The sequence below is a fragment of the Pirellulales bacterium genome, from assembly GCA_035939775.1.
GTDB lineage: Bacteria > Planctomycetota > Planctomycetia > Pirellulales > DATAWG01 > DASZFO01.
In genome coordinates this window covers 1-12,458 of sequence record DASZFO010000120.1, presented here as the reverse complement: position 1 = coordinate 12,458, position 12,458 = coordinate 1, and the positions used below count along the sequence as shown (strand labels likewise).

Below are 12,458 nucleotides of genomic sequence, written 5' to 3'. Positions count from 1 at the left end.
CGGCCTTGGATCTCATCTCCTCCGATTACTTCAGCCGCAACGAGCCGGGTGCCTTCGCGCTGTTGAGCGATATGTTGCTCAAGAGCGATCACTACATGCATCTGGCGGACTTGAAGTCCTATCTCGAGGCCGACGAACGGCTCGTTTCGCTCTACCGCCGCCCGGACGACTGGGTGGCAATGGCGATTTTGAACGTGGCCGGATCGGGTAAGTTCTCGAGCGACTGCACGATCGCCGAATACGCCGCCGGCATCTGGAATGCGGAACCCTGCCCCGTGGAATAACTCGGCATCTGCACTCATGCGGCGAAATCGCAGGTGCGATCGTGGCGGCGACCAAGATTCCTGACGCAGTAAAGCGAGTATTCAGCGAGACGTTTGCCGCGCGAGACATCGCGGAGCCGTTGGCGTCGTTTGACTCGAGCGCTTCCTGCGACGAAGTTCGGGCCTTCATGCGAGCGAAGGTTTTGACGTAGTCGGAATCCGCAGCGATGGGCAGACCGTGGGCTATGCGGAGCGGGAATCGCTGAATGGCGTCTGCGGAAATTGTCGTCGCGCGTTTGACGAGGCGCTCGTCCTGGACGAATCGGCGCTACTGTTGAATGTGCTGTTGAAATTGAATGACGCCCGTTTCGGCTTCGTGACGGTGCTCGGCAACGTGGGCGGAATCATCACGCACGCCGACTTGCAAAAGCCGCCCGTCCGAATGTGGCTCTTCGGGCTTGTGACGATGATTGAGCTGCGATTTACCGAACTGATCGAACGACAGCTTCCGCAAGACGACTGGAAACTGTACGTCTCGGCGGCCCGGCTGGAAAAGGCCGAAGCGCTTCTCGATGAGCGGCGCCGCCGAAACCAGGCGCTGCGATTTTTCGACTGCCTGCAATTCTCCGACAAGGGCCAGATCGTCGCTCGTAACGAAGAGCTGCGAAACCTCACGGTGTTCGCGTCGCGGCGAACTGCCGAAGATGCCGTCAAGAAGATTGAACGGCTGCGCAACAACTTGGCCCATGCCCAGGACATTGTGACGTCCGATTGGGGTACAATCGTGGAGCTTTGCGAATTCGTCATGCGGCAGTTATGAGGATATGCGATGAAGATCGGAATCGTCGGCAGCGGGTTCATTGGTGCGACCGCCGCCTACGCTTTGGTAATGCAAGGCGTGGGCCGCGAAATCGTGCTTGTCGACAAGAACTCGGCGCGAGCGATCGCGGAGGCGGACGACATTCGCCACGCCGTCCCGTTTGCCAATCCGCTTGAGATCCACGCCGGGCAGTATGAAGACCTGGCCGGTTGCCGGGTTGTCGTGCTTTGCGCCGGCGTCGGCCAAAAGCCGGGCGAAACCCGCCTCCAACTGCTGGAGCGCAACGCGAAGGTTTTTCGAGAAGTCGTGCCGGCAGTCGTCAAGCGCGCCGCGAATGCGGTGCTCGTCGTCGCGACGAATCCCGTTGATGTCATGACTCATCTTGCCGCCCGGTTCGCGATGCAGTGCGGGCTGCCGGCCGGCCGCGTTTTCGGCTCGGGCACGATGCTCGACACCGCCCGGTTTCGCAGCCTGCTCGGCGAATATTGCGGCGTAGATCCGCAACACGTTCACGCTTATGTGATTGGCGAGCACGGCGATTCGGAAGTCCTGACCTGGTCGCTAGCCACGGTCGGCGGAATGCCACTGGCGTTGTTTGCGCAGCTCCGCGGCATCGAGATCACCGGGGCGTCAATCGAGCAAATCGATCGGAAAGTCCGCTGCGCGGCCGAAGCGATCATTTGCGGCAAGGCAGCCACTTATTACGGCATCGGCAGCGCGCTCGGGCGCATCGTTGACGTGATGTTACACGACCAGCGTTCGATCCTCACCGTCTGTGCGCCGGCGGCGGAGGTGGCGGGCGTGCAGGATGTCACGGTGGCCTTGCCGCGGCTGGTCGGCGGCGACGGAGTCCTCGAAACGTTTTCACTGCCTCTCAACGAACAGGAATCCGACCTGCTGCGGCAAAGCGCGCTCGTCATCCGGGGCGCCCTCGATGAGCTGCTTCAACATGAATGATTCTGCCAGGGAGACGAGGGCCGGAAGGAGCCATCCGCTGGGCGCCACCGTCGCCGAAGGCGGAGTCAACTTCAGTATTTACTCGCGCCATGCGACCGGCGTCGAATTGCTTTTGTTCGACCACCAGGACGATGCAAAGCCTCGCCGCGTCGCCTCCATTGTGCCCGAGTCGCGGAGCTATCACTATTGGCATGCCTTCGTGCCGGATTTGAAGGCAGGGCAACTTTACGCCTACCGCGTCGCGGGACCCGCTGAGCCAGCCCGCGGACTGCGCTTCGATCAAAGCAAAGTACTGCTCGACCCGTATGGCCGGGCGGTCGTCGTGCCAAATGACTACAATCGCCTGGCGGCGATCGAACCGGGTAACAACGTAGTGACCGCGATGAAGAACGTGGTCGTCGATCCGCACGGCTACGACTGGGAAGGAGACAAGCCGCTCGAGCGATCATCGTCCCAGACAATCATTTACGAGATGCACGTCCGTGGGTTCACGCGGCATCCGAGTTCGGGCGTCGACAAGAAAACCCGTGGGACCTATACCGGTCTGATCGAGAAAATCCCCTACTTACAGCAGCTCGGTATCACGGCGGTCGAGCTGCTCCCTGTATTCCATTTCGACGCCCAAGATTGCCCGCTAGGGAAGACCAATTATTGGGGCTATGCGCCGATTGCCTTCTTCGCCCCGCACCAGGCGTACAGCTCCGACCAATCTCCACTCGGCCCGGTCAACGAATTTCGGAACATGGTCAAGGCCCTTCACCGCGCGGGCATTGAGGTGATTCTCGATGTGGTCTTCAATCACACGGCCGAAGGGAACGAACAGGGGCCGACGCTCAGTTTCCGCGGCATCGACAATCCGACATATTACATTCTGGAAGACGGCGGCGTGCGGTATGCCAACTACACCGGTTGCGGTAACACCCTGAACGCAAACCATCCCGTTGTCCGCCGCTTGATCGTCGATAGCTTGCGCTATTGGGTTCAGGAGATGCACGTCGATGGCTTTCGCTTCGATCTCGCCTCGATCCTCTCGCGCGACTCGTCGGGCCAACCGCTGCCAAATCCGCCGGTGCTCTGGGATATCGAAACCGACCCTATTCTGGCGGAAACGAAGCTGCTGGCCGAGGCTTGGGATGCCGCGGGGCTCTATCAGGTGGGCAGCTTTGTTGGCGACGCCTGGAAGGAGTGGAACGGCCGCTTTCGCGACGACGTTCGCGACTTTTGGCGCGGAGAGCCCGGCTCGGTCCGCCGGGTGGCCGATCGGATCGTCGGCAGCGTGGAGATCTATGGCCACAAAAAGCGCGAGGCCGAGCAGAGCGTCAATTTCGTGACCTGTCACGACGGCTTCACCCTCAACGATCTCGTCTCCTATAACCTGAAGCACAATGAGGCCAACGGCGAAGACAACCGCGACGGCTCGAACGACAACCGCAGTTGGAACTGCGGCGTCGAGGGCCCCAGCGACGATCCGGCGATTGAACGGCTTCGCAATCGCCAGGTGAAGAACTTTTTTGTCGTTACGCTCATGTCGCTGGGCACGCCCATGATCCTGATGGGCGACGAATTCCGTCGCACCCAGCGCGGCAACAACAACGCTTACTGCCTCGACGACGAATCGAACTGGCTCGATTGGAGTTTGCTGGCGAAGCACGCCGACTTGCATCGGTTTGTGGGCTTGCTCAACGCGCGGCGACTGCTAAGAGACGAAGAGCACGGCTGGCGGCGGACCTGCTTGATCGAGTTGCTCAGGCAAGCCAGGATGGCTTGGCATGGGACGACGCTCAATCAGCCCGATTGGGGCAACGGCTCACACAGTTTTGCCCTCGGCGGCGAGCTGGCCGGAGAGGGACTGTCGTTTCATCTGATACTGAACGCCTACTGGCAGCCGCTTGACTTCGCGATGCCGCCGCTCGACGGCACGCGCGGTCCATGGCGGCGGTGGATCGACACGGCGCTAGAATCGCCGGAAGATATTTGCCCCTGGCAATCGGCGGCGGCCGTTCCCGGCGAAGTCTACCGGGCCCAATCCCGCTCTGTGGTCATGTTGACCGCCCGACGAAATGGCTCGATGGCTTAGGGACTATCCGCTTTCTCCTCCCTGTCCCTCTGGGGGCTTTGCACAAGAAGCGGTTAGTTTGACCGCCTTTTTGTGCAAGTAAAGGGCTAATTGTGCAGCTTAAGTCTTCATGACCGGCTGCTTTCCAGCATCAACGAGCTTTTGGTTCAATGCTTCCCGGCGAGCTTTCGTTCGAGCAGCTTCTACAAAATAGAAGTCCAACAGCTTGTCAACGATGTCAAAAGTCCACTGCGCTTCGCCGGGTTCGACATCGACGATCTCTCCGGTGTTTGTGTCCTTGATTGGGTGCGCTGCGAAATTGCCAATTTCCCTGATCGCATGAAGCTCGTCTGCGAGAGCGGGCGGCAGCTAGTTCAACTTGATGAGTTTGCCGACTTCGGCGAATAGCGTCTTTTCGGTTATCTTCTCATGGTCGCGAATCAGCATTTGCAGGCAGCGACGGCTTAATGCGGCACTTGCCTTTGGAGAAACGCTCAATGTGTCGTGCGCCTCTCGGAAATCGGCGGCAAATTGGGGTGGCACTTCAGGCGGAACCAGTTTGACTGGATTCTTGGGGAACAACAAGGCAGCGGGGCCCTCTGTGTCGTCGCTCATCAGTTCGGTCAACCACATGATTTGCTGATGGCATTCGGGGCAACGATGCGAGGTGATTGAATACTGCTTCTTGCACTCTGGCGGCAATTCAGCCGTAGCGTCCGATGTAGCGTACGGATGAAATCGCCCGAACTTCGGGAACGAGTAGTCGGCGCTTACCCCGTTAAGCGAGAACAGAATGCCGCAGTACGGGCAGTGATGCGTGTTGCCAGCCGTTTTGTCTTTCATAGTCATACACTCATTAGAGCGGACCAGTCGATTTTCTAAAAGCCGAGGACGCACCGGTTCAAGCTGCCCCGCTGTTGCCTTCCCTTACGCCTTTTCCTTGTAGTTCGGCCACAGAGCGATCTGTTGCGACAGCCACGGGTGGTTTTTGAGTCGAACGACGATGTTGGCTTCATCAACCCCGATGTATTTGAGGAGCAGGATTCGCATCAACATCAAGAGTTTGTGGCAAGCCCAAAAACAGTCCTTCGGTTCGAGCGGTTTCGTGTCGGGATCGTCGCTGTAATGCGTGAGGTAGTTTCGAGTAGCAACCACCCCATCGGCGAAATCCACCAGCCGCTTGCAGACGATAGCCCTGCCGTCCTCCGAGAGCGAGCGAACCAATGTCTTGATCCGCTTGCGGAACGAGAACTCGTTTCCAAACTTCAGCCGCTTCAACATGCTTTTTCGGAAGTCGCTGTCGGCGTCCTTCGGGATCAACGCCGCAAGAGAATCTTTGATTTGTTCGTATTCAGCGGGCTCCATGTAATGCGCCTGTCCCATCGCCATACTGAAAGCTTCGACCGACTTAGTCGCCTTCAAAAAGCCGCCGACCGTTGAGCCTTCATCACGGTGAGCATCCCTGAATAAGTAGGTGGAACTCTGCAATGGCTTGTTCATCCCGAACCACTTATCGAGAACTGCGGCGAAGCGCTCGCCAAAGAACCGTAAGCCGAAGAGCAGTTCCGCCAGCGTGAGTGGCTTTTCCTCGGAGAATGGTTTTGCCGCATGATAGACCAGCCAGCCATCGTATAGCTTGTCTTCGTCGAGGCGAAACTGTATCGCAAGCGGGCGAACAGGGCTGTCGGTCAATAACGTCAGCAAATCGCACAACCGCCACATTGCGTTCATGAACCAATCAACGGGGTGAGGCGTGTCGGGCACAAATTCAGCGATGGCTTCAGCGACGAGCCCCATCTGCATGTGTTTCGTAAACAAGTGGCAACGAACGCCGAATTTGATGTAGGCTGCGAGCGGATCAACCCTATACGATTGTGGAGGCGAATGCTTGTGCGAGATCGTAAAGCCTTCGTCCCACTGCGGCAGCACGCCTTGAAACGGGTCCGCACCCATGAACGTCGCCAAGTGCGAGCATTGCATCGACAGGGAGTGAATGCGGAGATCGTCCAGACCGGACGTGTGCGACCCGACGACGAGAAACGTCGCCCAATAGGATGTGGTGTGCGTCTCGGAAAAACTGAACTCACTCCCCGAATATCCAACATCCAGCAACGTGCATGAGTAGCCTTCCTTCAATGCGCCGTAGACGTGCGACAGACGGACTGATTCTATTCGCTCACCGTCCCGTAGCGTTACGGGAAATGCTCCGTGCAGGGTCAGTGTGATGTCCTCAGTCGTGTATTCAAGCGTTCCGGGGACCCTGTGTTCAGGAGCTTCCGGTAGCCAGAACTTGCCAGTCGTGGTGAATTTGTCGGGGAGTCGATAAGATTCTTTCATATCTTAAAAGAGCGTGAGTGGCAGTGTGGTTGTGATCTGTTATGACAACTGCCAGTCTAGATAGGTTCGACCAGCTCTTCGCCAGATTGTTTGGCGCCACGGCCGCGAATTAGCTCTGCGAGCGATGGCTCACTTGCGTCAATTCTCCGAGCCGTTTCCAGCCGGGGTCATCCAGCGCCCCATCGGAGCAGCGCCATCTCCACTGGCCCTCCGCCCGCCCCGGAGTGTTCATCCGCGCTGACGATCCCAAACCGAGCACATCCTGAAGCGGCACGATGGCCAATGCGGCCGGCGACGACAATGCCAGCCGGATCATTTCACAGACTGCCTCTTCGGGTTGGCCCGGATCGCGGCCTAGATACTTCCAAAGATTCGCTCGCTCATGTTCCGGCGCCGCGTCGTACCAGCCGCGTGTCGTGTCGTTGTCGTGCGTGCCGGTGTAAACCACACTATTATGAACGCAGTCATGCGGCAAATGCGGATTATTTGGATCGCCATTGAATGCAAACTGAATCACTCGCATTCCCGGCAACTGAAATTGATCGCGCAAGGCCGTGACCGCGGGTGTAATGAGCCCCAGATCCTCGGCCAACAGCGGCAGACCGCCGAGCGCCTGCCGCGCTGTCTCGAAGAAATCGGTGCCCGGCCCCGATACCCATTGGCCGGTTGCGGCCGTCGCGGAGCCTGCCGGAACGTGCCACGCCGCCTCGAAACCGCGAAAATGATCGATGCGAATCGCATCGAGTAATTCCAGCCGCGCCTGCAGTCGATCAATCCACCAGCGATAGTTGGTTCTTCGCAGTGCGTCCCAGTCGTAGATCGGATTTCCCCAAAGCTGGCCATCGGCGCTGAAGTAGTCGGGAGGAACGCCGGCCACGACTTTCGGTCTCAACTCGTCGTCTAACAGAAACAATTCGGGATTCGCCCAGGCGTCCGAAGAATCCGGCGAGACGAAAATTGGAAGGTCCCCGAGCAGTCGCACGCCACGTCGATTCGCATAGTCCTTGAGAGTTTTCCACTGCCGGAACAGAAGGAACTGGCCGAAGCGGAACCGGTCGATGGAGTCGGCAAGTTCCCGCCGCGCCTGTGTGATGGCCGCCGGTTCGCGCCGCGCGAATTCGCGAGGCCATTTCGCAATAGGTGCTTGTTCAAATTTCTCTCGCAGAGCCATGAACAACGCCGGCTCGCTTTGCAGCGCGGCTTTGTCCTCGCAGAATTGCTCGAACTCGTCCTTCAAATCCGCTCTGGCCCCGCCTTGGAAATTCCGCCAAGCGGACGCCAGTATGCTCTCCTTGAAGGGAATGACTCGTTCGAAAGCGACGTAGTCGGATGGAAACGAGCCGCCGGTGCATTCGTTCGACTTAATCAGGCCATCCTCGATCAGCCGGTCGGGACTGATGACCACGGGATTCCCGGCAAACGACGACAGCGCTTGATAGGGCGAATGACCGAATCCTGTCGGTCCTAAGGGAAGCACCTGCCACCAAGCCTGGCCAGCCGCTGCGAGTCGATCGACCCAGGCAAATGCCGAGGGTCCCAAGTCTCCGATTCCATACGACGATGGGAGCGAAGTGATATGCAGGAGCACGCCGGCAGAGCGATAACCCGGTCGGAAGGGCGCAACAATTTCTAGACGCGCTGGGTTCATAGTCGATCGCCGGACGGCGAAGTCCCGAGCAGGTATGTCCGATGGACAAGAACTCGCTTATCATACGGCTTTCCTGGCAAGGTGGGTATCGAGCGGTGCTGAGATGTTCAAGCGAGAATCATTGATCGCACAAGTGCGGGACCAGTATCGTCAATGGCGAGCCCGTCGCGGTTTATGTGGGTCGCGAAGTCTGGCGATTGCTTCGCTCACTCGATCGATTGGTTGACTTCCCACAACGGCGCGGCTAGGTTCACTCGAAGGCGGGGATTTGCAAGGGAGGCGACAGTCGAGCCCGTTGCAAAGGTCTCGGACTTGCCGCGACAGACCTTCACGATTGAAGTCATAGATTATGGCCCAACTTTTCTTGAGCGGTCATTCGACGCGTGGCGTGCGAACATAGTTCGGCTGGGTGAGATTGGCCGCTCGGCGAGACGCAAATCGCCGCTCTTCCAAGCAGCAGTTCATTCCAACCATCGTTTTTTTGTCCGGGCCGCTTCTTGCTGCCGATCTTCGAATCAACGAACGTTCAGAATCAGAATCGAGGTGTCCTATGGCCGACGTGAACGAGTTACTCAAGCGGATCGATGCGGAATTTGACACCAACCGCGACAAGCTCAAGGCGTTTCAAGCGGAAAAAACTCAGGAGCATGTCGAGCGGCAGCAGCGGCTCGAGAGGTTCGACAAACTGCTCGGCGAGCTGGTCGACGTCTGGCGGCCCCGACTTGAAGCATTGCGGGCGAAATTCGGCGACCGGGCCAAAGTCACGCCGACAATCGCACCCAGCCGGCGCAGCGCCGCCTTCAAGTTCGACACCGAGTTAGCTCGGGTCGATTTGCGATTGACCGCATTCGCGGATGCCGACGTGCGCCAAGTGGTTTTCAGCTCCGATCTCGAAATCCTGCCGATCATGATGAAATTCGATTCGCACTCGGAGATCGCGTTTCCGCTCGACTCCGTCGATCGCGAGGCACTGGCAAAATGGCTTGACGATCGCATTGTGGGCTTCGTGCGAACGTACCTGTCGTTGCATGAGAACCAGTATTACCTCAAGGGACACATGGTTGAGGATCCCGTCGCCAAGATTCAATTCCCCAAGTACGCGGCCGGTGCGAAGCTCGAAAAGGAGGGAAAGACGGTCTATTTCATCGACGAGCAGACCCGCGACGAATACGTCAAGCGTTCGGCCGGCGGGAAATGAGTTGGTTTTGGAATGTTCGCCCATTGCGGATTCCGCGGGAGGTTTTTATGACTCGCAAAGTTCAACCGGCGCTGTTTATCTTCCTTGCGGTTGCCGTCGAATCAGCCGGCGGATGCAATAAAACCGCCGCCCCGTCTGCCGAGTCCAAGCCGCCGAAGGTGACGGTCCAGACGCCCGTGTTTTCACAGGTCACCGACGAAGATTCCTACACCGGCTGGCTACGGCCATCGGAGAAGGTCGAGGTTCGCGCCCGGGTCCGCGGCCATATCAAGAAGGTCGCTTTTCACGACGGCGACATGGTGACCAAGGAGCAATTGCTCTTCGAATTGGACCCGCGTCCGTTTCAGACACAGATCGATCAGGCGCTGTCGCAGGCCAAGGCGATCGACGCCCAGCGGATCGCCCTGCAGAGAGACGTTGAGCGGTACACCGAGTTGGTGAAGACTAGGGCCGTCACGCAGCAACAGCTCGACAAGGCGATCGCCGACGTGGGCTACGCCGAGGCGCAAGTTGCGGCGAAGATGGAAGAAGTGAACGGATTGCGGCTGGATTTGGAATACGCGAAAGTCACGGCCCCCATCGCCGGACGCATCGGCCGCGCTCAACTGACTGAGGGAAACCTGGTTAACGCCGGCGGCAGCGATCCGGTGCTGACAACGATCGTGGCCGTGGATCCGATTTCCCTTTACTTCTCAGTCGACGAGCCGGCGCTACAAAAATTTCTCAAGACAGAGCAGGATGCCCGGGCGAAAAGCGGCACCGAACTCGACAAGCGACCCCTTCGCGAGCGCAAAATCAAAATCCGCTTCGGACTCGAGACGGATGAAGGCTATCCGCACGAGGCGACTCTCGATTTTGCCAACAACGAAATCGATTCGACCACCGGCACGATCGAGGTGCGGGCGGAAGTGAAGAATCCCAATGGCCTGTTTGCGCCCGGCTACCGAGTGCGCGTTCGTGTTCCCGTCGGCGCACCGTACGATGCGATCTTGGTGCCCGAGTCGGCGGTCAACACCGATCAGGATCGAAAATATCTTCTGACGGTCGATGCCAAGAGGATCGTCAAGCGTTGTGACGTGCGGCTGGGACGACTGTTGGATAACGGGATGCAAGTTGTCAGCGCCCCAAATCCACCGCTAGCCAAGGACACGCAAATCATTGTGGAAGGCATGCAACGCGCCCGCCTGAATTACCCTGTCGAGCCGATTGCCGAACCGGCGCCGACACAAACGGCGGCCCAATAGAGTCCTAGGAGTGATGGTCGAGTGTCTTCTTCGGCCGGCAATCGACCTGGCTAGAATTCAGGCCCCAATGGGATTGCCGACCCTCGAGAGTTCATCATGATATCCCATTTCTTCATCGACCACCCGATCTTCGCGACGGTGCTCTCGATCGTCATCGTGATCGTTGGCGGCGTGGCCGTCGTTGGGCTGCCGGTGGCCCAATACCCCGAGGTGGCGCCCCCGGTCGTGCAGGTCTCGGCGACCTATCCCGGCGCCAACGCGAAGACCGTCGCCGACATCGTGGCCATTCCAATCGAGCAAGAGGTCAACGGCGTCGAGAACATGCTCTATATGTCGTCCCGCTCGACGAACGACGGGCAAATGCTGCTGGACGTGACCTTCGAGGTGGGCACCGATCTCGACATGGCTCAGGTGCTCGTGCAGAACCGCGTGGCGATCGCGGAGGCCAAGCTGCCCGACGAGGTGAAGCGGCTGGGTGTGACAACGAAGAAGAAGTCGCCGGCGATCCTGATGTGCGTCAACATCGTCTCGCCGGACCAGCGGTATGACCAGCTTTACTTGAGTAATTTCGCGCTGCGCGAGATCAAGGATGAATTGGCGCGGGTGAAGGGCGTGGGCGACGTTTCCTTCCTCGGCCCGCGCGACTACAGCCTGCGAATCTGGCTCGATCCGGAAAAGCTGGCCTCAAAGAATCTTACTGCCGGCGACGTGATCAATGCTGTTCGCGAGCAGAACACGCAAGTGGCTGCAGGGCGGCTCGGGCAGCCGCCGGTGCCCGCCGGCTCCAAGCTCGCCTATCAACTTACCATCAACACTCAAGGGCGGTTGGTCGATGAAAAACAGTTTGGCGAAATCGTCGTCAAGAGCGGCGAACAGGGGCAGAACGTCTTCCTCCGCAACGTCATCCGCGACACGACCTACGGCAACGACGGAAAGGAACTCGAAAAAGGGATCGAGTTGGGCGCGAAGAACTACGACGTGAATAGTTACCTCGATGGCAAGCCCGCCGTGACGATGGCCGTTTTCCAATTGCCCGGCTCGAATGCGCTCAAAACGGCCGAGGCGATTCGCGAGAAGATGCGCACGCTCAGCCAGCGCTTCCCCGAGGGGGTTGAATACCAGATCCACTACGACACGACGGTGTTTGTCGACGAATCGATCCACGAGGTGTTCAAGACGCTGCTCGAAGCCTTCGCGCTGGTGTTCATCGTGGTGTTGGTGTTCTTGCAGGACTGGCGGGCGACGATCGTGCCGATGATCGCGGTGCCGGTGTCGCTGATCGGCACGTTTGCCGTGATGGGAATGCTCGGCTTTTCGCTCAACAATCTCTCGCTGTTTGGCCTGGTGCTGGCGATCGGGATCGTGGTGGATGATGCAATTGTGGTGGTGGAAAACGTCGAGCGCTACCTTGCGATGGGCATGAACTCGCGCGACGCCTCCCGCCGCGCGATGACCGAAGTGGCCGGGCCGGTGATCGCCATTGCGCTTGTGCTTTGCGCCGTGTTCGTTCCCACGGCGTTCATGGCCGGCATCAGCGGCGAGTTCTTTAAGCAGTTTGCCTTGACGATCGCCGCTTCAACGGTCATCTCGGCGTTCAATTCACTGACGCTCAGCCCCGCGCTGTGCACGATTCTTTTCAAGGGACATGGCGCAGGACATGGAGACCCGCACGCCGCGCCGCAGGGCGCCGCTCATAGCGACGACCAAAACGACGGCCATGCCAAGACCGCCGGTCAGGGACATGGCGAAAAGCAGGCCCTGCCCATTTGGGGAACCGCGGCGATCTTGTCAATCGTCGGCTATGTCATGCTCACTCCGCTGATTGCGCCGCTGTTCGGGGGCGGCCTTGGGCCGGCCGCTCACGGCGCCGAAGGCGGACATGGAAGCGGCGGGGGCGGCTCCGCGATCGCCGGCGCGCTGGCCGCGCTCATCGGC

Annotated in this window: 9 protein-coding genes and 1 pseudogene; 7 read left to right on the top strand and 3 right to left on the bottom strand. The window is 59.0% G+C overall.

The window, feature by feature from the left end; all coding sequences use genetic code 11:
• From VGY55_07690 to glgX, 4 genes are all read left to right on the top strand, one after another.
• Window positions 1–284: glycogen/starch/alpha-glucan phosphorylase (locus VGY55_07690; protein HEV2969855.1), on the top strand; the 284-nt coding region annotated here is incomplete at its 5' end.
• 217 nt (window positions 285–501) lie between these two features.
• Window positions 502–1,083 (top strand): hypothetical protein, encoded by a 582-nt coding sequence (locus VGY55_07685; protein HEV2969854.1) that lies wholly within the window; start codon window positions 502–504, stop codon window positions 1,081–1,083.
• Between the two features lie 9 nt (window positions 1,084–1,092).
• Window positions 1,093–2,040: an L-lactate dehydrogenase gene (locus tag VGY55_07680; protein ID HEV2969853.1), complete on the top strand. Its 948-nt coding sequence runs from the start codon at window positions 1,093–1,095 to the stop codon at window positions 2,038–2,040.
• Window positions 2,033–4,117: a glycogen debranching protein GlgX gene (glgX, locus tag VGY55_07675; protein HEV2969852.1), complete on the top strand. Its 2,085-nt coding sequence runs from the start codon at window positions 2,033–2,035 to the stop codon at window positions 4,115–4,117. The genes VGY55_07680 and glgX overlap by 8 nt, the downstream gene beginning before the upstream one ends.
• 99 nt (window positions 4,118–4,216) lie before the next feature.
• Here the strand turns inward: glgX and VGY55_07670 are convergent.
• The 3 genes and pseudogenes from VGY55_07670 to malQ form a co-directional block, all read right to left on the bottom strand.
• Window positions 4,217–4,711 (bottom strand): annotated as a pseudogene (locus VGY55_07670) (DUF4145 domain-containing protein).
• 312 nt (window positions 4,712–5,023) lie between these two features.
• On the bottom strand, window positions 5,024–6,433 hold the full coding sequence (locus tag VGY55_07665; GenBank protein HEV2969851.1) for a HEPN domain-containing protein: 1,410 nt from the start codon (window positions 6,431–6,433) through the stop codon (window positions 5,024–5,026).
• A 109-nt stretch (window positions 6,434–6,542) separates the two neighbouring features.
• Window positions 6,543–8,021 (bottom strand): 4-alpha-glucanotransferase, encoded by a 1,479-nt coding sequence (gene malQ, locus VGY55_07660; GenBank protein ID HEV2969850.1) that lies wholly within the window; start codon window positions 8,019–8,021, stop codon window positions 6,543–6,545.
• 610 nt (window positions 8,022–8,631) lie between these two features.
• Here malQ and VGY55_07655 point away from each other — a divergent pair.
• The 3 genes from VGY55_07655 to VGY55_07645 all read left to right on the top strand — a co-directional run.
• On the top strand, window positions 8,632–9,279 hold the full coding sequence (locus VGY55_07655) for a hypothetical protein (protein HEV2969849.1): 648 nt from the start codon (window positions 8,632–8,634) through the stop codon (window positions 9,277–9,279).
• A 47-nt stretch (window positions 9,280–9,326) separates the two neighbouring features.
• The gene (locus VGY55_07650) at window positions 9,327–10,523 is read left to right on the top strand and encodes an efflux RND transporter periplasmic adaptor subunit (protein HEV2969848.1); all 1,197 of its coding nucleotides are present in this window, start codon (window positions 9,327–9,329) and stop codon (window positions 10,521–10,523) included.
• Between the two features lie 96 nt (window positions 10,524–10,619).
• A partial coding sequence (locus VGY55_07645; protein HEV2969847.1) for an efflux RND transporter permease subunit occupies window positions 10,620–12,458 on the top strand: 1,839 nt, incomplete at its 3' end.

Bases quoted from the DNA above. Each gene is read 5' to 3' on its own strand.
- glgX (HEV2969852.1), top strand. From the start codon at position 2,033: ATGAATGATTCTGCCAGGGAGACGAGGGCCGGAAGGAGCCATCCGCTG.
- VGY55_07665 (HEV2969851.1), bottom strand. From the start codon at position 6,433: ATGAAAGAATCTTATCGACTCCCCGACAAATTCACCACGACTGGCAAG.
- VGY55_07680 (HEV2969853.1), top strand. From the start codon at position 1,093: ATGAAGATCGGAATCGTCGGCAGCGGGTTCATTGGTGCGACCGCCGCC.
- VGY55_07655 (HEV2969849.1), top strand. From the start codon at position 8,632: ATGGCCGACGTGAACGAGTTACTCAAGCGGATCGATGCGGAATTTGAC.
- VGY55_07650 (HEV2969848.1), top strand. From the start codon at position 9,327: ATGACTCGCAAAGTTCAACCGGCGCTGTTTATCTTCCTTGCGGTTGCC.